At 63.7% G+C, this 24151-nt stretch carries 19 protein-coding genes; 10 read left to right on the top strand and 9 right to left on the bottom strand.

Features of this window, described 5'->3' with window-relative positions; genetic code table 11:
• Positions 1-23: 23 nt before the first annotated feature.
• From KTJ89_RS14785 to KTJ89_RS14775, 3 genes are all read right to left on the bottom strand, one after another.
• Entirely contained in the window at positions 24-1580 is a 1557-nt protein-coding gene (locus KTJ89_RS14785; protein ID WP_259358264.1) for an aspartate ammonia-lyase, read from the bottom strand.
• An 88-nt stretch (positions 1581-1668) separates the two neighbouring features.
• Positions 1669-2961: a flavin-containing monooxygenase gene (locus KTJ89_RS14780; protein ID WP_259358263.1), complete on the bottom strand. Its 1293-nt coding sequence runs from the start codon at positions 2959-2961 to the stop codon at positions 1669-1671.
• A 199-nt stretch (positions 2962-3160) separates the two neighbouring features.
• On the bottom strand, positions 3161-4087 hold the full coding sequence (locus tag KTJ89_RS14775) for a LysR substrate-binding domain-containing protein (RefSeq protein WP_259358262.1): 927 nt from the start codon (positions 4085-4087) through the stop codon (positions 3161-3163).
• A gap of 131 nt (positions 4088-4218) precedes the next feature.
• On the opposite strand from KTJ89_RS14775, the gene KTJ89_RS14770 reads away from it, so the two are divergent.
• The 5 genes from KTJ89_RS14770 to KTJ89_RS14750 are packed head-to-tail and all read left to right on the top strand — an operon-like array spanning position 4219 to position 9543.
• Positions 4219-4689 (top strand): RidA family protein, encoded by a 471-nt coding sequence (locus KTJ89_RS14770; protein WP_172172623.1) that lies wholly within the window; start codon positions 4219-4221, stop codon positions 4687-4689.
• Complete coding sequence (locus tag KTJ89_RS14765) at positions 4686-5369, top strand: DUF1028 domain-containing protein (RefSeq protein ID WP_172172625.1); 684 nt, start codon at positions 4686-4688, stop codon at positions 5367-5369. Before KTJ89_RS14770 ends, KTJ89_RS14765 begins: the two co-directional genes overlap by 4 nt.
• Positions 5366-6508 (top strand): M20 family metallopeptidase, encoded by a 1143-nt coding sequence (locus KTJ89_RS14760; protein WP_259358261.1) that lies wholly within the window; start codon positions 5366-5368, stop codon positions 6506-6508. The genes KTJ89_RS14765 and KTJ89_RS14760 overlap by 4 nt, the downstream gene beginning before the upstream one ends.
• Before the next feature lie 59 nt (positions 6509-6567).
• Positions 6568-7971, top strand: coding sequence for an MFS transporter (locus tag KTJ89_RS14755; protein ID WP_259358260.1), 1404 nt, complete (start codon positions 6568-6570; stop codon positions 7969-7971).
• Between the two features lie 51 nt (positions 7972-8022).
• Positions 8023-9543 (top strand): aldehyde dehydrogenase family protein, encoded by a 1521-nt coding sequence (locus tag KTJ89_RS14750; protein WP_259358259.1) that lies wholly within the window; start codon positions 8023-8025, stop codon positions 9541-9543.
• A gap of 90 nt (positions 9544-9633) precedes the next feature.
• Here KTJ89_RS14750 and KTJ89_RS14745 read toward each other — a convergent pair whose 3' ends face one another.
• Positions 9634-10251 (bottom strand): TetR/AcrR family transcriptional regulator, encoded by a 618-nt coding sequence (locus KTJ89_RS14745; protein WP_259358258.1) that lies wholly within the window; start codon positions 10249-10251, stop codon positions 9634-9636.
• A gap of 137 nt (positions 10252-10388) precedes the next feature.
• Between KTJ89_RS14745 and KTJ89_RS14740 the strand changes: the two genes are divergently transcribed.
• From KTJ89_RS14740 to KTJ89_RS14730, 3 genes are read left to right on the top strand one after another with little or no spacing between them, the layout of a single operon-like run.
• Positions 10389-11945 (top strand): APC family permease, encoded by a 1557-nt coding sequence (locus KTJ89_RS14740; protein WP_259358257.1) that lies wholly within the window; start codon positions 10389-10391, stop codon positions 11943-11945.
• 5 nt (positions 11946-11950) lie between these two features.
• Positions 11951-13912, top strand: coding sequence for a primary-amine oxidase (locus tag KTJ89_RS14735; RefSeq protein WP_259358256.1), 1962 nt, complete (start codon positions 11951-11953; stop codon positions 13910-13912).
• A 12-nt stretch (positions 13913-13924) separates the two neighbouring features.
• A complete protein-coding gene (locus KTJ89_RS14730; RefSeq protein WP_259358255.1) occupies positions 13925-14572 on the top strand; it encodes a hypothetical protein in 648 nt (215 codons plus the stop codon).
• Positions 14573-14597: 25 nt separating this feature from the next.
• Here the strand turns inward: KTJ89_RS14730 and KTJ89_RS14725 are convergent, their stop codons facing one another.
• Both KTJ89_RS14725 and KTJ89_RS14720 read right to left on the bottom strand, forming a co-directional pair.
• Entirely contained in the window at positions 14598-14924 is a 327-nt protein-coding gene (locus KTJ89_RS14725) for a CHY zinc finger protein (RefSeq protein ID WP_259358254.1), read from the bottom strand.
• Between the two features lie 155 nt (positions 14925-15079).
• Complete coding sequence (locus tag KTJ89_RS14720; protein ID WP_259358253.1) at positions 15080-16939, bottom strand: solute carrier family 23 protein; 1860 nt, start codon at positions 16937-16939, stop codon at positions 15080-15082.
• Positions 16940-17044: 105 nt separating this feature from the next.
• Between KTJ89_RS14720 and KTJ89_RS14715 the strand changes: the two genes are divergently transcribed.
• The gene (locus tag KTJ89_RS14715) at positions 17045-17965 is read left to right on the top strand and encodes a LysR family transcriptional regulator (protein WP_259358252.1); all 921 of its coding nucleotides are present in this window, start codon (positions 17045-17047) and stop codon (positions 17963-17965) included.
• Positions 17966-18032: 67 nt separating this feature from the next.
• Here KTJ89_RS14715 and KTJ89_RS14710 read toward each other — a convergent pair whose 3' ends face one another.
• Both KTJ89_RS14710 and KTJ89_RS14705 read right to left on the bottom strand, forming a co-directional pair.
• Positions 18033-19598 carry an amidohydrolase gene (locus KTJ89_RS14710; protein ID WP_259358251.1) on the bottom strand — a complete coding sequence of 522 codons (1566 nt, stop codon included), beginning with the start codon at positions 19596-19598 and terminating at the stop codon, positions 18033-18035.
• A 209-nt stretch (positions 19599-19807) separates the two neighbouring features.
• Positions 19808-21307 carry a peptide MFS transporter gene (locus KTJ89_RS14705; RefSeq protein ID WP_259358250.1) on the bottom strand — a complete coding sequence of 500 codons (1500 nt, stop codon included), beginning with the start codon at positions 21305-21307 and terminating at the stop codon, positions 19808-19810.
• A 233-nt stretch (positions 21308-21540) separates the two neighbouring features.
• Here KTJ89_RS14705 and KTJ89_RS14700 point away from each other — a divergent pair, with 233 nt between their 5' ends.
• Entirely contained in the window at positions 21541-22581 is a 1041-nt protein-coding gene (locus KTJ89_RS14700) for a DUF2891 family protein (RefSeq protein WP_259358249.1), read from the top strand.
• Between the two features lie 12 nt (positions 22582-22593).
• Here KTJ89_RS14700 and KTJ89_RS14695 read toward each other — a convergent pair whose 3' ends face one another.
• Complete coding sequence (locus KTJ89_RS14695; protein ID WP_259358248.1) at positions 22594-24150, bottom strand: zinc-binding metallopeptidase family protein; 1557 nt, start codon at positions 24148-24150, stop codon at positions 22594-22596.
• Position 24151 lies beyond the last annotated feature (1 nt).

Raw genomic sequence — 24151 nt, 5'->3', positions numbered from 1 at the left:
ATGTGCAGTCCGGCGCGAGCGCCTCACGCTTGCGGATCGGGGATGACCGGAAGCTCAGTAGTCATCTCATCACGGGGAACCGCCTCGGCGCTGGCTGCGGTGTTGTCCACGGAATCATCGGCGGGCATTCCGGTCAGCCGTTCGGGCTTGAGGATCTCACCGAGCTCATCGCGCTCGAGCAGCCCATGCTCGACGACGAGATCGGCGATGGACTCGTTCTGCGCCAACGCTTCCTTCGCGAGCTTCGCCGCGGCGACGTAGCCGATGACCGGGGCCAACGCGGTGATGACGGTGACCGAGCGGTCGACGGTGTCCTCGATGTGCGCCTCGTTGGCGGTGATGCCGTTGACACAGTTGATGCGGAAGGTCTGGGCCGCGCGCTCGAGCCACGTGATCGACTGGAACAGCGAGTGAGCGATGATCGGCTCGAAGGCGTTCAACTGCAGCTGTCCGCCTTCGACGGCCATGGACACGGTGACATCGGCGCCGGCCACGGAGTACGCGACCTGGGAGACTGCCTCGGGGATGACCGGATTGACTTTGCCGGGCATGATCGACGATCCGGCCTGGCGGGCGGGCAGGTTGATCTCACCGATGCCTGCCTGCGGTCCCGACGACAGCAGGCGCAGGTCGTTGGCGATCTTCGACATCTTCAGCGCGCTGCGCTTGAGCGCACCGGAGAAGGTGATGAAGACGCCCGTGTCAGAGGTGGATTCGACGAGGTCACCGGCCGTTTTCAGGTCGAGCCCGGTGATCTCGCGCAGGTGTTTGATGACCGCTTCCTTGTACCCGACCGGGGCGTTGATCGAGGTGCCGATCGCGGTGGCGCCCATGTTCACCTCGCCGAGGAGGGCGACCGCTTCCTCGAGGCGCTGGACGTCTTCGCGCAGAGTGGTGGCGAAGGCATTGAACTCCTGGCCGAGCGTCATCGGAACGGCGTCCTGGAGCTGGGTGCGCCCGACCTTGACGATATGGGCGAACTCGCGGCCCTTCGCGGCGAAGGCATCGGCGAGGAGTCGAAGCTCGCCGAGGAGGTTCTGCAGTGAGAACGCCAGCGCGATCTTGATCGCGGTCGGGTAGGTGTCGTTCGTCGACTGGCTGTGGTTCGTGTGGTCGTTGGGGTGGATGAACGCGTAGTCGCCCTTGGAGCGGCCGGCGATTTCGAGAGCACGGTTGGTGATGACCTCGTTGGCGTTCATGTTCGTCGAGGTGCCGGCTCCGCCCTGGACGACGCCGACGGCGAACTGGTCGTGGAGTTTGCCCGATTTGATCTCTTCGCAGGCGGCGTCGATGAGGTTCGCGCGCTGGTCGTCGAGCGCCCCGATCTCGGCATTCGCCCGGGCTGCGGCCTGTTTGACGCAGGCGAAGGCGCGGACGAAGTCGGGGTAGACGGAGATGGGGCGGCGGGCGATGGGGAAATTCTCGTTCGCCCGGGCCGTGTGCACTCCCCAGTAGGCGGTGTCGGGGATCTCGAGGCTGCCGATCGAGTCGGTCTCGGTGCGGGTGGGCACGGTCTGCGGGTTCTGCGAGGTCAGGGGAATCGAAGCGGTCTGTGGTGAGGATGAAGTCGACTCAGTCATAGTGTCTTCAGACTCTCACATTTCGCCTGTCGGCCGAAGAGCCGAGAGAACGAGGGCGGAACGAAGTGGTGCCTCGCGATCAGGGCCGTCACGACGCAGCCTCTGCGAAAGCATCGGTGGTCGATGGCGCATAGTCACGGTACATCCGCTGGATGCCGATCTGGTCGGCGAGGTACTTCGCGTCGTGCCAGACTCCCCAGATGAAGCTCGACCCGCGTCGGGACAGCCAAGGCAGTCCGAGGAAGTACATGCCGGGGACAGGGCTGACACCACGCTTCTGCACTGGGTATCCGCTTTCGTCGAGGACGCCGTCGACACTCAGCCAGGAGTAGTCGACGCCGAAGCCGGTCGCCCAGATCACGGTGCGGATCCCCGCTGCGACAAGGTCGAGTTCGCGGATCGGGTCGCTGACGCTGTCCGGGTCCGGTCCGAGGATGTGCGCCTCGGGCTCGGGCGGCAGGTCGAGGCCGTTGCGTTCGATGTACTCGTCGGCCTCACGCAGCAGCGACAGGTAGTTCTCGTCGCCGCGGGCGATGTTCCGCTGCAGGTCGTCACCGATGTGCAGGATGCCGTCGGCATAGGAGTTAGCTCGGCCGAGCAGGGTGATGCCCGAATTCGCGAGGTCACGGAAGTCGACGGTGTGCCCGCCCTGCGCTCCGCTGACGGCGATCGTGACATGCTCGGCTCCAGCCGGCGGTGTGGCCATGTCCCATTTGCCCAACACGCCGAGCCACCAGCAGAAATCGCGGCTGCGGTAGGCCCGCGGCGGACGGTCGTGGGGACCGACGGCGAGGTGGACCGGTCGACCCGACCGCTGGATCTCGGCGGCGATCTGCACGCCGGACGACCCGGCGCCGACGACGAGGACGCCGCCGTCGGCGAGCTGTTCCGGGTTCTTGTAGTCGTTCGAGTGGATCTGCGTCAGTCCCGCCTCGGCGGGGATGATCTCGGGGATCCGCGGGGTCTGAAACGGGCCTGTGGCGGCGACGACGTAGTCGGCGTCGATGACTCCGGCGTCGGTGGTCACGCGGAATCCGCGGGTTCCCGCGATCTCCGTCACCGAGGTGGCGCTGACCCCGGTGCGCACCGGCAGATCCTTGGCCTCGACGAGGGTCTGGAAGTATTCGGCGACCTGTCCCTTCGTGGCGAAGTCGTCGGGTTCGGTGTCCGCGAATTCCTGCGTGGGGAAGCGATCGTGCCAGGCGGGCCCGTTGGCGACGAGGGAGTCCCACCGGCGGGAGCGCCAGGCCTCGGCGACCCGGTCGCGTTCGAGGACGACATGGGCCACTCCCCGCTCGCTGAGATGCTCGCTCATCGCGATACCGGCCTGGCCGCCGCCGATGACGACGACTTCGGTGGTTTCTGCGGCTGTGTTCGACATGGACACCCTTCCGTCGGTGCCGCGCTGCGGCGGCATCTGCTTCGTTGCTGGCGGGCACAACTTCGATGTTGCCCTGACGCCTTCCAGCAAACCGCAGGTGGAAGCGGCAATGCCAATAGTTCTTCACGGTCCACTGCATCTTATGAATAGATGCAGGACTCGCCTGTCGATCACTTGGGGGTATCTAACGGAAACACTCTCAACCTGACTCGGGGGCCACCTCGGCGAGGATCTCGCGGACGACGTCGGACACGGCAGCGGCCTTCGCCGTCCGGCCGGATCGAGCCAGGGTAGACACGGCCACGTGCAGGGTGGGGACGGGATCGGAGATCTCGAGGATAGTCGTACGCTCCCCCGTGTAGGTCTGCCGGATGCGCGGTCGCTGGTTGAGGATGGAGAACCCGAGGCCCATGGCGACCATCGAGCGCACGGTCTCGTAGCTCGAGCTCCGGTAGCGCACATGCGGGGTGATGCCGGCCAGGCGCAGCATGTTGAGGAAGTACTCGCGGCTGTCGGGCAAGTCGAGGACGACGAAGTCATCCTCGGCGAGCTCGCTCAGAGAGACCTTCTTCCGACGGGCGAGACGATGGTCGGTGCCGACGATGACGTGCGGCCTAGCCTCGCCGACGATCTCGGCGCGGATGCCGTCGGATTCGGTGAGGTCGTAGTTGAGCGCGAGCTCGACCCGACCGCTGCGCAGGGCATCGATGCTCTCCTCGTGGTCTCCCTCGACGACTTCGACGGTCAGGTCGGGGTGACGCTCGCCCAATCGCTGGAGCAGCTGCGGAAGCAGGAACGGTGCGATCGTCTGGAAGCAGGCGATGACGATGGTTCCGCGCACCTCACGCTGGCCGGCCTGGATCGAGTCGACGGCGTCGGTGATCCGCCCGAAGATCTCCCGGGTCTCATGGAGCAGGCTCTCACCGGCCGAGGTCAGCACGAGGCCCTTCGAGTGCTGACGCACGAACAGCGGAGCACCGAGGGCCTTCTCCAGCTGGTTGATCGCCGTCGACACAGCCGACTGGGCGATGTGCAGCTCCTGGCTGGCCTCGGTCATATTGAGCGTCTTCGCGCATTCGGCGAAGTAGGACAGCTGGGTGAGCGTGATCGCGAATCTCTGCACCATTGCGTCTCCCTGCGATGAAGAATCTGTTTTGTAGATGCTCTGACTAAATTATAACTATTTCACAGATGAATGGAATGTCTCGAGAATGGGTGGCAGACAAAGACCGCTTCACTCGACGAGGAGACGCCGCCATGGCAGAGCCGACGCACACACGCTTGAGAATGTTCAACACCAAGGACACCTATCCGGAGCAGAATCTCGACAACGATCTCTGCCAGGCCGTCGTCGCCGGCGGCGTCGTCTACCTGCGCGGACAGATCGGCCAGGACCTCGAGACCCGGGAGTCCGTGGGCATCGGCGATGTCACCGCCCAGGCGGAGAAGGCGATGGCGAACATCGCGATGCTCCTCGAAGAGGCCGGCAGCAGCCTCGCAGACATCGTCAAGGTCACCGTCTACATCATCGATCCCCGCTACCGCGAGGACGTCTACCGGACCATGGGCAAGTGGCTCAAGGGCGTCTACCCAGTCTCGACGGGCATCGTCGTCCAGGCCCTGGCGCGCCCCGAGTGGCTCGTCGAGATCGACGCCACCGCCGTCATCAGCGAGAACTCCGCTGCGAACAACGGCACCGAGGCGGGACGGACCGAGGTGGCCCAGTGACCTTCTCGCTCCTCCTCCACGATCCCGAGACCGGGGAGTTCGGCTCCGCGATCTCTTCATCCTCGCCGGCCGTCGCCGCACGCTGCATCAGTCTGACCGACGGGGTCGGCGGGGTGAACTCCCAGAACATCACCGACCCACGGCTCGGCCCGGCCATCATCGACGAGATGAGCTCCGGCAAGGACGCGCAGTTGGCACTCGATGCGGTCGTCGCCGCTGCCGATCCCACCGCGATCGACTTTCGGCAGCTGCTCGTCATCGACGCCGCCGGGAACACCGCCGCGCACTCGGGCGCGCAGGCGCTCGGCATCTTCGGCGCCCGCACCGAGACCAACGCCGTGGCCGGAGGCAATATGCTCGCGGACCTGACAGTCCTCGACGCCTTCGTCGAGACCGCGCTGTCTGCGACCGGTCGTCTCGAAGAACGCCTCTTCGCGGCCTTCGAGGCAGCGATGGCCGCCGGCGGCGAAGCCGGACCCGTCCACTCCGCCGGCCTGTCCGTGGTCAACGGCTCCGGCTGGAGGGTCACCGATCTGCGCGTCGATTGGGCCGATGAGGATCCGATCGGGCAGCTCGGCCGCCTCCTCGAGATCTGGATGCCCCAGCGGGACGACTACATCACGCGCGGCCTCGATCCGGCCGCCTCGCCGTCCTACGGCGTGCCCGGTGACGATCGATGAACGACGCGGCAACCGCAGCCAAGGATCGAGTCGCCGCCAGAATCTCCGAGGTCGCCCCGCGGCTCATCGAATTGTCGAACTCCCTCCACGACGACCCCGAGCTCGGTTGGCAGGAGTTCCGCTCTTCGGCCGCCGTCGCCGAGGTCTTGGCCGAGCACGGCTTCACCGTCGAACGCCCCTACCTCGGACTCGAAACCGCGTTTCGCGCCACGTTCGGGTCGGGCGAGTTCACCATCGGCTTCCTCGCCGAGTACGACGCCCTGCCCGGCCTCGGTCACGCCTGCGGCCACAACCTCATCGCCGCGATGAGCGTCGGTGGGGCGATCGGCCTCGCCGAGGCGGCCGGGGAACTCGGCATCACCGTCGAGGTCATCGGCACACCGGCCGAAGAGGGCGGAGGCGGCAAGATCGAACTGCTCGACCGCGGTGCCTTCACCGAACTCGACTTCGCGCTCATGGCCCATCCCGCTCCCGTCGATGTCGCCGAGGCCGAGCCCTTCGCCGTCACCCACTGGCATGTCGAATACACCGGGCGAGCCGCCCATGCCGCCGCATACCCGGAACGCGGCATCAATGCCAACGACGCATTCCTCATCGCCCAGGTGGCCCTCGGTCTGCTCCGCCAGCAGCTGCCGAAGACCGTCCGAGTGCACGGCGTGATGACGAACGGCGGCGAAGCTCCGAACGCGATTCCCGAGAAGACCGAGGGCCGCTGGTACGTGCGGGCCGAGTCGACCGAGGAGCTGATCGCCCTCGAGGAGAAGGTCGTCAACTGCTTCGAGGCCGGAGCCCTGGCCACCGGTGCGCAGCTGTCGATCACCCCGGAGAGCCGTCGCTACTCGGAGATGCGCACCGATGAAGCCGCACTCGAGGCTTACCGGGCCAATGCTCTCGCGCTGGGCCGGGACTTCGACGTAGACCCCGTCGCAGCGACGATGAACCGCGCATCGACGGACATGGGCAACGTCTCCCAGATCGTCGACGCCATCCACCCCTACATCGGGGTCGGCGGCGAGGCGAGCAACCATCAGGCGGCGTTCGCAGAGTCCTGCGTCGGCGAGAAGGCCGAGAGCACACTCATCGACGGCGCCACTGCTCTGGCCTGGACCGCCGCGGATGTGAGCGTCCAGCGCGGCTGACGGACGGCCGCACCGCCAGCACCGCGCTGGCAACCACGATTCCAAAGGAGGATTCGGACATGTCAGGTGACACACAGGCTGCCGAGGGGCTGGCCTATCAGAAAGGTCTGCGCAAGAGCGTGGTCGCCGGCTCCATCGGCGTTCTCGTCCACTGGTTCGACTGGGCCGTCTATGCCTATATGGCCACGACGATCGCAGCGATCTTCTTCCCCGAGGAGGACAGCACAGCAGGACTGCTCGCCACCTTCGCCGTCTTCGCCGTCTCCTTCCTCGTCCGGCCGATCGGCGCGGTCATCTTCGGCCGCCTCGGCGACAAGCTCGGACGCAAGCACACCCTGTCCCTGGTCATCCTCGCCATGGCCCTGTCGACTCTCGCACTCGGAGTGCTTCCCACCTACGCGACGATCGGTATGCTCGCTCCGATCCTCCTCATCGTCACCCGCATCGTGCAGGGGCTGGCCGCCGGCGGCGAATTCGGCAGCGCCGCGGCGTTCCTCGGTGAGTTCTCACCGCCGAAGCGCCGAGGCTTCGGCTGCAGCTGGCTCGAAGTGGGCTCCCTGGCCGGGTTCCTCTTGGCCTCCTTCGTCGTCTTTCTGCTCAACCAGGCGCTGACGCCCGACCAGGTGAGCGCCTGGGGCTGGCGGATCCCGTTCCTCATCACCGTGCCCTTGGGCTTCATCGGCCTTTACATCCGCCGGAAGATCGAGGACACCCCGGAGTTCTCGGCCCTGCAGAAGATGGAGACCGTCGCCGAGGCGCCCCTGCGCGAGGTGTTCAAGCGCAACCCCAAGCAGTTCCTCCAGACCTGCGGGATGGAGACGTTCATGAACGTCACCTTCTACGTCGTCCTCGTCTACCTGCTCACCTATCAGGAGACCGCCGTCGGCATCGAACCCGGACGGGCCGCGCTGCTGTCGACCCTGGCCTCGGCACTCGGCCTCGTCATCGTCCCGCTGGCGGGCCTCGCCTCGGACAGGTTCGGACGCAAGCCTGTGCTCATGACCGCGGCGATCGCGCTCACGGTGCTCTCGGTTCCGCTGTTCCTCCTCATGGGCGCCGACTACCCCTGGGCGTCGTTCGTCTCGACCTTCGGCCTGGCCTTCATCCTCGCGATCATCCTCGGCACCCACGCCGCCACCGTCGTCGAGCTCTTCCCGACCCGGACGAGGCAGACGGGACTGTCCATCGCCTATGCCCTGACGGCCGCGCTCTTCGCCGGCACTGCGCCGTACATCCTCACCTGGCTCATCGATTCCACCGGCAGCACGCTCAGCCCCGGCTGGTTCCTCGCAGTCGTCGGCGTCATCGGCATCGTCACCGTCGCCTCCCTGCCCGAGACCCGCGGCATCGACCTGCTGCGCTCCGACGACCTCGAGGAGTCCTCGGCAACCTCGGCCACCGAAGCGGGAGCCCCGGCCGAGCGCCCCGGCCCCTCGGCCGTCGAACCCTCCAGCGACCGCTGACGGCTCTCACTGCTCACTCGCTTTCCGCACCACATGCTAAGGAGACCTTCCATGACCACGACTCTGACTGACACCACGACCCGACCGGCGAGCCTGGCCGAGTGGCGGGCCGCAGCGGCGGCTCTCACCATCGACGGACGCCCAGTCATCAACGGGCAACGGGTCGATGCACGCTCGGGGCAGACTCATCCGAAGACGAACCCCGCCACCGGTGAGGTGATCTCGCAGCTCCACCTCGGTGACGGATCCGATGTCGATGCGGCGGTGGCGAGCGCCCGCGCCGCGTTCGATGGCGGCGAGTGGTCGCGCGCCTCGGCGACGCATCGGCGTGAGGTGCTGCTGCGCCTGGCCGAGCTCATTGAAGCGCGGTCGGACGAATTCGCCCTCCTCGACACACTCGACATGGGCAAGCCGATCGGTGAGTCCTCGACGATCGACGCCCCGGGGGCCGCGGCCCTGTTCCGCTTCTACGGTGAGGCGATCGAGAAGCTCAGTGACGAGATTCCGGTGACCCCGGCGGGGTCGACAGCGCTCGTCACCCGCGAACCGCTGGGCGTCATCGGGGTCATCGTGCCGTGGAACTATCCGCTGGAGATCGCGACGTGGAAGATCGCGCCCGCGTTGGCGGCCGGCAATGCCCTCGTCGTCAAACCGCCGGTCGAGGCCTCGCATTCGGTCCTGCTGCTGGCCGAGATCGCAGCCGAGGCGGGGCTGCCCGCGGGCATCCTCAACGTCGTTCCCGGTCGCGGCTCGGTAGTCGGCACGGCACTGGGCCGGCACATGGATGTGGACATGCTCGGCTTCACCGGGTCCACCGAGGTCGCCAAGCAGCTCCAGGTCTACGCCGGGGAGTCCAATATGAAGCGTTTGGCGCTCGAGGCCGGAGGCAAGAGCGCCAATGTCATCTTCGCCGACACCGATGACCTCGCTGCCGCGGCCCAGAAGGCTGCGTTCGGCATCTTCTACAACCAGGGCGAGGTCTGCTCGGCCACCTCGCGGATCTTCGTCGAACGCCCCGTGTACGAGGAGTTCGTCCATCTGCTCGAGGACGCAGCCGAGAACTTCCAGCCCGGAGACCCACTCGATCCCGTCTCCGCGATCGGCTGCCTCGTATCCGAGAAGCACGCCGACGAGGTGTGGGAATGCATCGAGCAGGCCCGCGCGGACGGCACCATCGCCCAGGGCGGCAACCGCCCTGCGATCAACGGCCGCCGTACCTTCGTCGAGCCGACGATCGTCACCGACCTGCCGGCCGATCACCGTCTGCACAGCCACGAGATCTTCGGCCCCGTCGCCCTCGTCACCCCTTTCGACACCGAGGAGGAGGCGATCTCGAAAGCCAACGAAACGCCCTACGGTCTGGCAGCAGCACTGTGGACGGGAAGCATGGCCCGAGCCCATCGTGTATCCGCGCGCCTGGTCGCCGGCACCGTGTCGGTCAACACCGTCGACGCACTGGGCTTCACCACACCCTTCGGCGGCTTCAAACAGTCCGGCTTCGGCCGCGACCTCTCCGTCCACGCGCTGGAGAACTACTCGGACTTCAAGACCACCTGGCTGCAGTGGGGGTGAAGCACCCTCGCTTCGGCAAGACCCACCGACACTGAAGCCCATTCTCGGCGCGGTGAACCGGCAACCACTCCTGTTCGGATGGACGCCGGTTCACCGCGCCATTGTCGTCTCTGCCAGCCCGCACCCGGTCAGCACCTCGGCGTTGGCGGCGATGAGCCGAAAGATGTCGTCGGCGTCGAGCGGGGTTCCGCCCATGAAGTGCAGTCCGTAGGCGTCTTCGAGGGCGACAAGGTTGCTCGCCGCCGTCCCCACGGGCAGTGTCATCGTGAAATCGCCCTCCTCGACGCCCTCGTTGAGGACCGCGGCATAGAGCGAGACCTCCAGTCGGTAGAGCTCGGCCATGAGACCGGCATGGAAAGTATCCCTGTGCGCGTGTGTATGCAGCTCATTGAGCACTTGGAAGTCGACGTCGTCGCGGGAGTGCGGGATGCCGCTGCGGATGATCCTGGCCAGCTTGGCCTCCGGAGCCTCACCTGCGATCCCCTGCTCGCGCCGGTTCCAGTAGAACCGTGACACCGCGTCTTCGTGCACCTCACGCACGAGGTCTCCGAGGTCGGGATAGTAGTAAGCCACCGACCCGGGACCCAGCTCTGAGTGCGCGGCCACGTCGATGGTTCGCAGCCCGTTGAGTCCGCGCTGCGCGATCGCCTGCTTCGCCGCCTGCACCAGCTGTGCACGGCGTCCCGCCTGATTCTTCGGTCGTGCCATGGCCCCATTATCTCCTGAAGTGATGCAGGCAAACGCGGATCGGTATGGCCGCACCTCTGTCAATCGGCGGCCGCCCGTGCAATTCTTTACGGTGTAACTCAAAGAACTCTATCGGACGCCCACTCACAAGGAGGTGGATGGTGTCTTCCCTTGAACGCACGACCGCATACGCGGACGAACAGAAGCAGCATCTGAAGAAGACGCTCGGCCGATTCGACATCGTGCTCATCGTCATGTCGGCGGTATTGAGCATTGAAGTCCTCGCCGAGACCGCAGGATTCGGCGCGGAGACCTTCACCTGGACACTCGTCCTCGCGATCTTCTTCCTCGTGCCCTACGCGCTCGTCTTCGCCGAGACCGGCAGCACCTTCGTTGGTGAAGGCGGAGCCTATATCTGGGTCCGCCAGGCCTTCGGTCGGCCCGCAGGCGCGATCGCCTCGATACTGAGCTGGGTCACTCAGCCAGTGTGGGTCGGCGGTTCGATGGCGTTCCTCGCCACCGGCACCTGGAACCAGTTCATCACCCCGCTCGAGGCCGGGTCGATCGGCGACTGGATCTTCAAGATCGTCTTCATCTGGATCACGGTGATCGCGGCGATTCTGTCGTTGGCGAAGGCGAAGTGGCTGCCCACGCTCGGCGGCGTGCTCAAGGTCATCTTCATCGCGTTCTTCCTCTTCACCACGATCATCTACGCCGCCCAACACGGCGTTCAGCCGCTCCACCTCTCGGACTTCAGCCCCAGCCTCGGCGGTTTCCTCGGGCTAGTGCCGCTCCTGCTGTTCTCCTACCTCGGGTTCGAGGCATCGAACAGCGCCTCGGACGAAATGAAGAACCCGAAGAAGGACATCCCCGTCGCGATCGCACGTTCTGGATTCATCTCCGCGCTCTGCTATCTCCTGCCGGTCCTCGCCATGCTGCTCGTGTTGCCGACCGAGACGATCACCGGCATCGGCGGACTCCTCGATGCCGTGCAGACGGTGTTCACCGTCTACGGCCCCGCTGCCGAGGTCATGGTCGTGCTCGCGGCGCTGATGTTCGTCATCATCCTCGCCTCACAAGGCGCGGCCTGGATGATCATGAGCGATCGGATGCAGGCACTGACCGCGGCCGACGGAGCATTCTTCGGAGGCTTCTTCGGCAAGATCTCTCGTACCCTCGGCACACCGGTCAACGTCAACCTGCTCTCGGGCACCGTCGCCACGGTCTTCCTCATCGCGGCCATGCAGCTCAGCGGTGATGCCGGTGCACTGTTCGGAGTCGTCCTCTCAATCTCGATCTCGACCTTCCTGCTCAGCTACTTGCTCATCATCCCCGCGGCCATCAAGTTGCGGTGGAAGCACCCCGGCATCGAACGCCCTTTCCGGGTGCCCGTCGGCAATGTCGGGTTCACCATCCTCGGCGGCATCGCCTTCCTCTGGATTCTGCTCGGATCCTGGGTCGCGATCTTCCCCGGCACACTCGATCGGCTCTTCGGGCAGGAGTACAACTTCCTCGACGAATGGGGCGTCGATCAGGGACCGTTCACGGCCCTCACTCTCGGCACCCTCGGTGCCCTCGCTGCGCTGGCCCTGATCGGATACGTCCGCGGGCACCGGGTCCGCGTCTTCCGCCCCACACCGACCGATCCTCAGGATCTGCTCGACGACCTCGACCCCGCTCTCGACAACACACTCGATACACAGAAAGGCATGTGAAGACCATGACTGCACCGACAACGAACACCGTCGGCACTTCGACTGCACATCCCCTCGACCGCCTGACCGGTGAGGAGATCGAGCTCAACCGGGCCATCATCGTCGATGCCGGCCACGTGAGCGAACAGACGCTGTTCGCTCTCGTCAGCCTCGTCGAACCAGATAAGCGCGAGGTCATCTCAGGTGCCACCGACCTCGACCGCCGTGTGCGCTCGCTCATCATCGATCGCGACACCGGGGAGCAGACGGAGCTCCTCGTGTCACTATCCGAGCGCAAGGTCCTCTTCGCCCGCGTGCTCGATGTCGCGGCCGAGGGGCAAGCCCCGATCACCATGACCGAGTACGAAGAAGCCGAGCAGATGATCCGCAACGACGCGACGTGGCGGGCTGCAGTCGAGGCTCGCGGCATCACCGATGTCGAGACAGTGCGCATCTGCGCGCTCTCCGCCGGCTGCTTTGATATTCCCGGAGAGGCCGGCCGTCGCCTCGTACGCGGCTCGTCGTTCATCCAGGCGGACCCGCAGGACAATGCGTGGGCGCATCCGCTCGAGGGGCTGGTCGCCTACCTCGACCTCAACACCGGCGAGGTCGTCGAGGTCGTCGATACCGACATCGTGCCCGTGCCCCAAGAGCGCTTCGACTATCATCTCGATTCCTGGCTGCCCGAGCCGCGGGCGACGCAGAAGCCGATCGAGATCACCCAGCCCGAGGGCGCGAGCTTCACCTTGAACGGGGATGTCCTCGATTGGGAGAAGTGGCAGGTGCGACTCGGCTTCGATCCGGTCGAGGGCCTGGTGCTCCATCAGCTCAGCTTCGATGACGAGGGCGAGCGCCGCCCCATCGTCTACCGCGCCTCGGTGGCGGAGATGGTCGTGCCCTACGGCGACCCCAGTCCAGTGCGCTTCTGGCAGAACTACTTCGACGCCGGCGAGTACTCGATGGGCAAGAACACGAACTCACTCGAGCTCGGGTGCGACTGCCTCGGCGAGATCCACTACTCCGATGCGGTGCTTGCCGATGATCAAGGGCATGCGCACACGATCACGAACGCCATCTGCATCCACGAGGAGGATGCAGGGATCCTGTTCAAGCACACCGATGAGTTCACCGGCGCCGTCGATGTGCGCCGCAATCGCCGCCTCGTCATCTCCTTCTTCATCACCGTCGGCAACTACGACTACGGCTTCTACTGGTACCTCTACCTCGACGGCACGATCGAGCTCGAGTGCAAGGCCACCGGCATCGTCTACACGGCCGCATACGGTGACGAGACTCAGCGGCAGCGCTGGTCGTCTCCCCTCGGCGACGAGGGACTGGGCATGCCCTTCCATCAGCACATGTTCTGTGCTCGGCTCGACATGCAGGTCGACGGCATCGCCAACGCCGTCGACGAGCAGGAAGCTGTCCGCGTGCCATTCGGCGACGACAACCCCTACGGCAACGCCTTCACCCGCAAGCTGACCCGATTGACCGCCGAGGGCGGACGGACAGCCGATGGTGAGGCCGGCCGGGTCTGGCACATCGTCAATCCGGACAAGACCAATCGGCACGGCTTCCCCGTCGGATACGAGCTGCGCGTGCCCGATGAGCCGACGATGATGGCGGCCGAGGGGTCATCGATCTCGAAGCGGGCAGGCTTCGGGTCGAAGCACATGTGGCTGACGCACTTCGACGCGGACGAACGGTTCCCCTCAGGTACGTATCCGAATCAGAACCCGGGCGCCGGCACCATTACACAGTGGGTCGAGCAACAGCGGCCGGTCGATGGTGACGACATCGTCGTGTGGGCGTCGTTTGCGATGACGCACTTCCCCCGTCCCGAGGACTGGCCGATCATGCCGGTCGACAAGCTCGGGTTCACAATGAAGCCCTATGGCTTCTTCGACAGGAATCCCGCGCTCGACGTGCCGCGCCCGAAGTCGGGTCACTGTGGCACCGAGACCGGTCACTCCTGCGAGTGCGACTGACAGATCCGAACGATGAGCAGCCTCGCCTCTCTCCTCATGGTCGCCTCGGGGACCATTTGCCTGACCGGGACCGTCGCCGCGAAGGGGCGTCCGGCCATCGTCGCCGCAGCGGTGATGGTCCTCGCCATGGTCGACCTCGCCTTTACCGAAGTGGTTCCGTCGGTGATCTGGTCGGGCGCTCTGCTCATCGTCGGACTCTGCCTGGCCTTCTTCCTGCGAACGTCGGCGGGGATTCCTTCGCCGAGGCGGACCCCCGCTCTCGTCGCGAGCGGCGCGGGCGGCGTGTCCTGGTCCGAGGTCGACCATGGTGGCCGGTCATCGACCGCGCCTGACCACTGCGTATCACGGGCGAGTCCTCACTCGAGCCCGACGGCTGCCGTCCTCTCCGCGATCACCTATCCGGTGATGGCGTGGCAGGTCCTCAACCATGGGACGCACATGAGCGGTTCGACGCATGCCGGCGGTCATGGAGCTGGCGGCCATGGGCATCATGCCGGCGACATGTCGCTCATAAGCACGTTCCTCACAGCTGGCGTCGTCGTCCTCGCTGTGCTCTTGGTGATCTGCGCCGTCCACGACATCGCCCGCAGGCACCCTCTGATTTCACTCGACTGTTGGGGGATGGCAGCGATGATCGTGGTGATGCAGTTCCTTCACTGAGCAGTTGCCTCACTGACCGGTGGCTTCACTGGCCGTCGAAGTAGAGGTCCGAATGCGCCGCGCAGCGTGGATTGAAGGTCGCGGCGCATTCCGGGCACTCGTCGACCGACTTGTACGTCTCGATAGTCAGTTCGGTCCAGCACATCCCGCAGAGGATGGCGGGCTGGTTCCATCGTTCGCGTGACCACTGCTGTGCGGGATGGCCTGCAGTCTCCGAGTGGCACAGGTGGCAGGGAAAGTAACGGTTGCAGCAGGCGAAGCGGATGGCGATGATGTCGAGTTCGGTGGCGTAGTGGACGCACCTAGTGTGATCATCGACCGTCGGGCCGAATACTTCGGGAGTTTGCGTCATCACCTACCTGTTTCCATTGTCCGGTCCACTGTACCCATTCAGCCTAGTCGCTGTTGCGGTGGCAGGGTTTGCCTGTCAATCCGGGGATCGACTGTGTTGCTAGGGCGGCCGGAAGGGGAGGGCCGCCCGTACCGCCTCCCCCTTGCGCTTGAAACTCAGTTTGTTCTGCGGGACCAGAATCCAGCGTGAGCAGCTGCAGCTTCGTCCTCCAGCAGCGGCCCCAGCACTTCGATATCCCGCTGCCCGCGGGAGAGCACCTCGCGACAGGGCAGGTCGAAGGTCGGATTCTCAGGGTCATCACCGGTCAGCTCGAGCAGACGATGCTCCGAGAGCGCGTAGACGATCCGGCCGATGCCCGTCCAATACACAGCGCCGGTGCACATCACACAAGGTTCGGCACTGGTGTACAAAGTTGCCGAAGCCAGCTGCTCGGGGGTGCACTGTCGTGCCGCCTCGGCTGCGGCTCGCAGTTCAGCGTGCTGAGTCGGGTCGCCTTCGGGCGGCATCGAGTTGTTTCCTGCGGATGCCAGCACCGTCCCGTCGGCTGCAACGACGGTGGAGGCGAAGGGGTGCCGGCCACGATTCTTCGAGTCTTCAGCCAGTGCGATGACGTTTCGGAGCTGGTCGAGGTCCATTTCACTGACGGTGGCTGCCGACTGTGTCTGTGTCATATCTCTATCCATTTCTTCATTGTTCTCATTGGGGGTTGTTCTGTTGATGAGCGCATTGAGCAGCACAGCGACGATGGCGCAGAGGAAGATGCCGCTCTCCAAGATCAGCGAGAGTGGGCCTTCGACGGAGTCCAATAGAGAAGGCATCGCCATCGGCAGCACGCCAACACTCAGCGAGATCGCCACGATGAGGGAATTGTGTGTGCCTTCGTACTTCACTCGTGCCAGTTCTTGGATTCCCGCGGCGGTGGTCATTCCGAACATGACGATTGCGCCTCCGCCGAGGACAGCGGGAGGGATGGCGGCAACGATCGCACCGGCCTTCGGGATCAGCCCCATGACCACCATGATGATGCCCGCGACTGCGACGACGTAACGGCTCCGTACTTTTGTCATAGCGATGAGGCCGGTGTTCTGGCTGAAGGCGTTGAGGGGAAAACCGTTGAAGATTGCACTGAGCATCGTGGCAAGGCCCTCACCGCGGAAGGCGTTTCCGAGGCGGCGGGTGGTAATTGGTGTGTCGACCATCCGTCCGATCGCCAAGGTGTTTCCCGTGGTCTCTGCCATAATGACGATCATCGCCAGGGTCATGATGAGAATCGGCACGAGGTCGAACTGGGGGATGCCGAAGCTCATCGGCACGGCAATGCCAACCCATGCGGCGTCGGAGATTCCGCTGAAGTCGCTCAGTCCCATGAACATAGCCGCAACGGTGCCGACCGACATGCCGATGAGGACCGACAGGCTGCTCATGAGGCCCTTGAAACACACATAGACGACCACGGTGACCAGCACGGTGAGCAAACCGATGAGCAGATGCTTGGGAGCACCGAACGAGTCGCTGCCTTCACCGCCGCCGAGCCATCCGGCTGCTGCAGGCATGAGCGAGATTCCGACCGTGGTGATAAGGCATCCGATGACGACCCGGGGGAAGAAGCGGAGCAGGCGGGAGAACAGAGGCGCCAGACCGATAGCCAGGAGGCCTGCGAACATGACTGAGCCGAAGACATGCTGAATGCTGTATTCGGTGCCGATCTGCATCATGGGTGCCAGGGCGATGAACGACGCTCCCTGAATCAGCGGCAGCCGTGCACCGAACCTCCAGATTCCGAGAGTCTGCAGCAGAGTCGCCAGGCCGCCGATGATGAGGTTGCAGTTGATGAGGATGACGATCTGCGGTTGTTCCAGCCCCAGGGCTCCCCCGAGGATCAGAGGAACTGCCACTACGCCGGCGTAAATGACAAGAACGTGCTGGAGACCCAGCGTCAGCATCGACCGTACAGGCAGGATCTCATCTACCGGGTCGACCACAGCGACGCGAGCATCGTTGACCGCGAGTTTCATGGTGCACCTGCTTTCATTGCTCAGTGAGGGAACAAGTGCGACAGTATTGTGCTGGCGCCGATAGAAGAAATGAGTTTCCATCGATCCATTCGATAGATTGGAGTCATGCGACTCAGCCTGGAACAAGTGGAAGCCTTCGTGCTCACTGTCGAGCACGGTTCCTTCTCTGCAGCGGCGCGGGCCCTCGGCCGCACCCAGTCGACAATCAGCTCAGCAATCGCCTATCTCGAGATCTCACTCGATGTCGCACTCTTCGACCGCAGCACCCGTGTACCGACGCTCACGGAAGCTGGGCAAGCCCTGCTCTTGGAAGCTCGCGCACTCTATGACCGCGCTGTGACGTTCGAGCGGCACGGGGACGCTCTTGCCGATGATCAGGCCGCGAGCATCACACTCGCAGTGGGCGTTCCACCACAGCAGATCATGCCGGTGCTCGACGAATTCGCAGAGGCGTTTCCCCATACCGATCTCATCATCAGGAATCCTGACCGCGGCGACGCGAGTCGGCTGGTGTTAGCCGATGAGGCGGAACTCGGTATCGCCTTCCTCCTTCCGGAATACCCCGATGCACTCGGCTTTCATCAGATGGGCAAACTGCTCATGACCCACGTGGCACACCGGGACCACCCGCTTGCACGGATTCATACTCCCAGCTTCGATGAGTTGCGCGGCTACCGTCACCTCGCCTACATCTCGCACTCGAGCGCGTTGCCGACGAGCGAATACCTGCAGTCGACACAGACATGGCACACTGATTCTTACGAGGCCCTCACAGCACTTGCCCGGTCTGGTCTAGGCTGGGCGACGCTGCCCAGGCAGCTCGTCCTGGCAGAGATCGATTCCGGGGAGCTGGTCGAGCTTCGACTCGATGCCTACCCGTTCACCGATTGGCTCGTCTCCGTCGATCTCATCTGGCATCGTGGCCGGCGCTTCGGTTCGGTAGAGACTTGGTTGCTTGATCGACTGCGCCGTCATCGGGTGCATGAGATTGCCGAGGACGGGCAGGATACTATCAGGATGCGGTGACCTTCCGTCGCAGGTCGATGAAGTCATTTCGACCGCGGTCCGTCGCCCATCTGAGATCGTACTGAACTCACATGGCGACTGAAAGAGCTCGCCCGCGCTGATACACCACTTTTCCTGCCGAGATCGTTGTCTCGACTCTGATGTCACCTAGCTGACGTCGATCAACGTCAAAGGGATCGGAGTCAAGAATGACAAAGTCCGCCGATTTTCCGACTTCAATGCTCCCGGAGACGTCCTCATAGCTGTTGGCACGAGCGGCTTCGAAGGTATAAGCACGAAGCGCTTCTTCGACTGTGATCTCCTCGCCCGGCAGCAGCGGTTCGTTCTGAGCGACCTCGTCCTGCCCATGCGGGTCGGCCGGCGGAGCCGTTCTGTTCACCGCGACGTGGATTCCCCAGATCGGGTCGGGACTCGAAACCGGCCAGTCACTCCCGAACGCAAGCCGGACGCCGGCGTCTCTCATCGTTGCGAATATGAAGTGATGGGCTTGCTGGTCATTGTGAAGAAGTGGGAGTTTGGTCTCTACGAGGACAGAATCTCGACGGGCCCAAAGCGGCTGGACGTTGGCGATCAGTTCGCTCGACGCCATTCTGGCGAGATCCTCGGGATCCGCAATGTCCAGATGCGCGATCTGATGGCGGCGGCCGGTGGCAGGACCTACTTCCTGAGTCAGCGCGTCAACCGCGAGCTTGAGAGCTTGATCGCCCACAGCATGGATGTGGATGTCGAAGCCATGCCGCTCGACTCCCCGAGTAATCTCGTTGAGTTCGTCGGCCGTGAACATGAGCAGCCCGTGTTCATGATCATGGCCACGATAGGAGCGCTTGAGGGCTCCAGTGAGGTTCTCACACACTCCGTCGAGCATGATCTTCACAACGGTGACCTGAACACCGCCAACGCCACGGTCGCTCTCGACTCGTCGGATCAGGTCTCGACGCTCCTTGAGCGTCTCGATCTGCTCGGCGTAGGGCACGTCCCGATCCCACCAGAGCGCGGCGGTGACTTTGCTGTTGAACGCGCTCGCTTCCGCCATAGACAAATAGGGAGGGTAAGTGTCGATAGGCGATCCCGTGAGCACTCCGACGCCTGCGTCCTGCCATCCGACGATCCCCAGAGAGTGGAAGTACTCCTGGGCACTGGCCAGCGCCTGCTCCACGTCGCTCGATGTGGTCGCCGGCAGCAGGTTCTTGACGAGCTCTGCAGCGGTCTCAAAGAGCAGACCAGTGGGTTCGCCGGATTCATCCCTGACGATCCGACCGCCGTCGGGGTCCGGAGTTTCACGGTCAATACCGGCAGCTTCGAGTGCTCGCGTGTTCACCCAGCAGCCGTGAGCATCGTGGCTGTCGAAGACCGCGGGTCGGTCTGAGATCACGTAATCGAGGTCGTGCCGGTGGGGAAATCCTCCTTCGAAGACGTCGCCGTACCAACCGGCGCCGATGACCCATTCGTCCTCTGGATGGTTGTGCACGTACTCGGCGATGCGTTCAAGGTAAGCCCGATATCCGTGGATATCGTCGAGGTTGCAGTGGACGAGGTTGATGCCGCCGAGTACCGGGTGAGCATGCGCGTCGTGGAAGGCAGGTATCAATGTCCGACCCGACAGGTCGACCACCTCAGTGTCGGAGCCAGCCACGCTGTCGCAGTCCGCGGTGCCGAGGGCGATGATCTGCCCATCGGCAATCGCTACGGCGTCGGTGGTCGGATTTGCGGAATCAACCGTGTAGATGGTTCCGCCTCTGTAGATGCGATCGGCACTCGGCACAGACGCTCCTTCGTTTTCGCTGTCGATTGGTGCGGTCAGGTATGTTTGTGCGCTGGGTGATGCTGGTGACATACAGCGATTCACTTCAGCCCGAGCGCGTGCAACGGGCGTCGCAGACTGTAGAGGACGAGGCCAGTAGCGAGGCTTATTCCAGCCATGAGTGAGAAGAACGCGACTTCACTCATACCTCCGTAGAGTTGGCCCATGAATCCTGAGAGACTGGCGCCTGCGGCAGTCGTCAGTCCCCACAACGCCATCATCTGGGCATTGAACGCCTGAGGAGAGAGCTGGGATGCTGCCGACAATCCGATCGGGGCGTACATCACCTCGGTGACGCCCATGACGATCATGCCGATGATGACGGGGACGAGCGGAATTCTGCCGTCGAAAATCATCGGATAGACGGCGAAGAGGGCGAAGGTCAGCGTCATCATGAGGAAGCCGAGGCCGAGTTTCGAGCAGGTGCTCGGCACAGCGCGGTTCGAACGACCTGCGACCTTCTGCCCGTAGGCAGCAATTAGCGGACCGGCGATGATCCCAGCGATGACCTCGAAGGTGCTGATATAGGCGGCTGGCATGGAGTAGCTGCCGATCGTCAGCGTGACTCGGGTATCGGCGTAGACAGCGAAAGTGGTGAAGAGCTGAAGGATCATCGTCCAGAATATGGTTCCTGTGATGAAGAGTGGGATGAAGGCTTTGACTCGCTTATGTTCCTCGGGGGTCACTTTCTTCGAGCGCAGCATAACGAGGAAATACATGATGCTGACGATGCAGATCGTCGCCAGAACGTAGTTGTTGAGGTTGCCGGTGGTCAGCACCCCCGTACCCACCAGGACAGCGATGAGGATCAGGAGTGAGATACCGACTCCAGCAGCCTTCCACTTCCCAGACGAAGCGATCGGATTGGGAACCACGCGTGCTTCTTGCGGCACGGTATTGCGGCCGAGGAAGTAAGTGGTGAGGCCGACGAGCATGCCGACGGCAGCGGCGCCGAATCCGTAGTGGAAGCCGAACTCGGCCTGCAGGAAACCTGTAGCCAGAGGCCCGACGAGCGCCCCGACGAGAATGCCGGTGTAGAAGATTGCGTAGCCTGAGTCTCGCCGTGGCGAGTGCTCCTTGTAGAGGCGGCCGACCATCGTATACACGTTGGGAGTCAGGGCCCCAGTCCCGATTGTGATCAGGGCGAGTCCGATGATGAGCCCTGCCAGGCCCGGTACGGTCGCCAACGTGATATGACCGGCCATGATGATGACTCCGCCGGCCATGACCATGGTCCGTGCAGGGACGAGACGGTCGGCGAACCATGCGCCGATGGGCTGTCCCAGGTAGACAGCACCGCCGAAGGCCCCGGTGATGGCGAGGGCTTCACCTTCCGAAAGCCCCAATCCTCCGTCGCCCGCTGTGTAGTAGATGTAGTAAGCGAGGATGACCTGAAGGCCGTAGAAGCTGAAGCGCTCCCACATCTCGATGGAGGATAGCGTGTATAGGCCGATCGGCTGCTTGCGCTCGGGTCTGGATGCGGGGCTCATCGCGGCAGAATCTGTCGGTTCTGCTGAGTCGGCGATCTGCGAATTGGACATGACTTCCTCGGCATGTTGAGTGCTCTGTCGAGCATGGGATTCTGTGCAGATCGGCAAGGCGAATCATCGGCTTACCATCTGCGCTGAAGAGGCAGTTCGAGCCTAATGAGCGCGCTTCGACAGTTCCAATAGTCGTTGTGGATGCTCTCTGTCTGATTTTCAGATGACCGGTTCCCCAGGCTTGGCGGGACTCAATTGCGAGTAATGTGGAGACCCCGAGCCGATGAGGATCTATGCCGCACATTGACGACTACGTCCACCCCTTCGCCGAGGTGGCGCTGAGCAACATCACCCGCGAATATCCGTTCGCCTCCCACCATCTGGCGCGGAGTCTCGCCGACATCGTGCCCGCTGTGGAGAAGCACCCCGCGTTCGCGAACTCCTATGACTGGCATTCGAGCGTGCACATGCACTACCTGCTGGCATCGCTGCTGGAGACTGAGGTGGCCCAGGGTGCCGGTTGGCGCGAACGCGCGATCGAGGTCCTGTCTTCGCATCTGAGCGAGGAAAATATGCTCGCTGAGGCGGCCTTCCTCCGTGAGAATCCTTCGTGGGAGCGGCCGTATGGCTGGGCCTGGACGGTCGAGCTCAACCGAGTGCTCAATGCCAGCAAGGTTTCGGAGTTGCGCGCGTTCGGCGCGAACACTCAAGTGCTCGCGGATACGGTATTCGACCTTGCATCGACGTGGCTGCCGAAGGTGGCCGCGCCGGTACGGCATGGAGTGCACTCGAATACCGCGTTTGGGCTGCGCCGAATCCTCCTCGGCGCCCGGGCTGCGGACAGACATGATGTTGTCGACGTCATCGCGGGAGCGGCTCGTCGCTTCTTCGCCGAGGATGTCGCGTGGAACTTCACTCAGGAGCGCAGCGGTCACGACTTCCTCTCCCCCGGCTTGTGCGAGGCCGACCTCATGGCTGAGATCCTCACCGAGGATGAGCTCGCGTCATGGCTGCCGAGTTTCCTTTCGGAGCTGTCTCCCGAGTCACCAGCGCTCACACCTGTGAAGGTCCTCGACCCGACCGACGGCCAACAGAGCCACCTCTACGGTTTGGGACTCTCAGTTGCAGCGTCGGTGATGCGACTAGCGCCGAGGCTGGAGATACTTGCGGAGAAGTCGGGCAATGACGAGCTGATGGCACAGGCCAAGGGCATGCTAACTCGAGTCGATTCGCTGATGGCCCCAGGACTCGAAGCTGCGGTCTCGGACGAGTACGTGTCCTCTCATTGGCTCGCTACGTTCGCTTGGGAGACTATGAACTTGCGCTGTCCCTGACAATGTTCGCTCTCACCACCGACGACGTCCACTGCCACGATCTACACGGTAGTCCGGCCAAGGCAGGTCGATCGGGGCTTCAAAATCAGCCGGCAGCAGGGCGGGCATCGGCTCTTCCGCGATCCGCAACTCAAATTCCTCTTTCGCCTGGGCCAAGACGTCCGGCGAAGTGAGTAAGTCGAGGAACGTCCCTGTGATCGTCTTTCCAGCTGTGAGTATCGTTGGCGCGATGAGCTCGGGCATCCCGCCGAGTGCGTTCATCACCCATCCTGGGTACGGTCCAGCTCCAGGCGCCGAGGCGAGCGCAGGCCGCGATACATAGAACCTGACCAGCGGCGCGTAGTGGCTCATTTCAACGTAGTCGTCGCTTGTCCAGTTTCGTTGCCATGCGGGCATCTGCTCTCGCAACTGTCGTTCGGCCTCCTGCGGTTCGATGAGCCGTTCCGTTTCAGGAAGGAACGGCTTCGCGCTGACCTCGACACCCAGATTCCGCTGCACTTCTTGGGCGAGCGCCACCGCCTCGGATCCGTACACTGGTGGCCCCACCTCGGCGAGGTTGTCATACAGGGTCTGCGCGAGCACATGATTCGTGCGCCCCGGTCGGCTCCGAGCCACCCACCGTTCCTCGACCGAGCAATGGGCCATCATTGCGGCAGCAGTCGCATTCCTGTCAAGAACAGCTAAGACGTGCTCGGCCATTTCGATGTCCGGTGTCCGCCAGGAGAATTGCACCCGTGCCACGCGTTGAGGAAGATTATCGGCAGTCGCCTGACCATCGGTGAGGATGGCATCGGTAAAGCTCCAACCTCCAGTGGCCGGCAGCATCGAATCGAGCATCGATCGCGAGGAAGTGAGCATCTGTGTCAACGCGAGATTGGCGCCCGGGGCACGCGCCGCCGAATGCGAAGCCGGGATAGGCGAATGGGGGTCCGCGCTGGACAATCGCCAAGTCTCAGGTTCGTCGCAAAGGAATGAGTAGACCTTGCTGTAGTACGCCCCGCATTGAGTGTCCCAGCGAGCCGTATTGCACAGTGGCAACATGTAGAAGGGGTGGAAGGACACGATCGCGTCCGCCACGTCGTAGTAGCCACGCAACCCGTGGACGACCTTCGAGCCGTGCATCTTCTCGGCGGGTTCGCCGGTATAGAGAAGTGTGCCGGTGATGCCGTGGGTGGTCATGGCGTGCTTCGTTGCGAGTAGCCCGGCCAAGGTGGAGATGCCCAGTGCCGAGTGTGGATCCGTGTGTCCAGGTGCGAATCGGGAGAGCTCGCCTCGAGGCTCCTCGTGAGTTGTTGCCGCCTGTGAGTTTCCGGGCACAGCGTCGTACTCGGCATAGGTAAGTAGTGTCGGCCCGCGGCCATTCGACCACCGGGCGCTGAATGCCGTCGGCATTCCACCTGAACCATCCTCGACCTCGAAGCCTTCTTCGCGCAGCCGTCGCACGTACCACGCCTGCGAGTCGAATTCTCGCCAGGCTGGTTCTGCTAGTTCCCAGATATGGGTATGCCAGTCGAGGAGTTCACCGATGTGCTCGTCAATCCACGCCCGTGCTGTGTCTTTGATGCTCACT

Origin of the sequence: Brevibacterium sediminis (genome assembly GCF_024895295.1) — a bacterium.
GTDB lineage: Bacteria > Actinomycetota > Actinomycetes > Actinomycetales > Brevibacteriaceae > Brevibacterium > Brevibacterium sediminis.
The sequence above is the reverse complement of the archived record's forward strand: the minus strand, read 5'-3'. Positions and strand labels throughout refer to the sequence as shown.

What these genes read in the sequence shown, in the direction of transcription:
- KTJ89_RS14785 (WP_259358264.1), bottom strand. Translation starts at nt 1,580, where the DNA reads ATGACTGAGTCGACTTCATCCTCACCACAGACCGCTTCGATTCCCCTG.
- KTJ89_RS14780 (WP_259358263.1), bottom strand. Translation starts at nt 2,961, where the DNA reads ATGTCGAACACAGCCGCAGAAACCACCGAAGTCGTCGTCATCGGCGGC.
- KTJ89_RS14775 (WP_259358262.1), bottom strand. Translation starts at nt 4,087, where the DNA reads ATGGTGCAGAGATTCGCGATCACGCTCACCCAGCTGTCCTACTTCGCC.
- KTJ89_RS14770 (WP_172172623.1), top strand. Translation starts at nt 4,219, where the DNA reads ATGGCAGAGCCGACGCACACACGCTTGAGAATGTTCAACACCAAGGAC.
- KTJ89_RS14760 (WP_259358261.1), top strand. Translation starts at nt 5,366, where the DNA reads ATGAACGACGCGGCAACCGCAGCCAAGGATCGAGTCGCCGCCAGAATC.
- KTJ89_RS14755 (WP_259358260.1), top strand. Translation starts at nt 6,568, where the DNA reads ATGTCAGGTGACACACAGGCTGCCGAGGGGCTGGCCTATCAGAAAGGT.
- KTJ89_RS14750 (WP_259358259.1), top strand. Translation starts at nt 8,023, where the DNA reads ATGACCACGACTCTGACTGACACCACGACCCGACCGGCGAGCCTGGCC.
- KTJ89_RS14745 (WP_259358258.1), bottom strand. Translation starts at nt 10,251, where the DNA reads ATGGCACGACCGAAGAATCAGGCGGGACGCCGTGCACAGCTGGTGCAG.
- KTJ89_RS14740 (WP_259358257.1), top strand. Translation starts at nt 10,389, where the DNA reads ATGGTGTCTTCCCTTGAACGCACGACCGCATACGCGGACGAACAGAAG.
- KTJ89_RS14735 (WP_259358256.1), top strand. Translation starts at nt 11,951, where the DNA reads ATGACTGCACCGACAACGAACACCGTCGGCACTTCGACTGCACATCCC.
- KTJ89_RS14730 (WP_259358255.1), top strand. Translation starts at nt 13,925, where the DNA reads ATGAGCAGCCTCGCCTCTCTCCTCATGGTCGCCTCGGGGACCATTTGC.
- KTJ89_RS14725 (WP_259358254.1), bottom strand. Translation starts at nt 14,924, where the DNA reads ATGACGCAAACTCCCGAAGTATTCGGCCCGACGGTCGATGATCACACT.
- KTJ89_RS14720 (WP_259358253.1), bottom strand. Translation starts at nt 16,939, where the DNA reads ATGAAACTCGCGGTCAACGATGCTCGCGTCGCTGTGGTCGACCCGGTA.
- KTJ89_RS14715 (WP_259358252.1), top strand. Translation starts at nt 17,045, where the DNA reads ATGCGACTCAGCCTGGAACAAGTGGAAGCCTTCGTGCTCACTGTCGAG.
- KTJ89_RS14705 (WP_259358250.1), bottom strand. Translation starts at nt 21,307, where the DNA reads ATGTCCAATTCGCAGATCGCCGACTCAGCAGAACCGACAGATTCTGCC.
- KTJ89_RS14700 (WP_259358249.1), top strand. Translation starts at nt 21,541, where the DNA reads ATGCCGCACATTGACGACTACGTCCACCCCTTCGCCGAGGTGGCGCTG.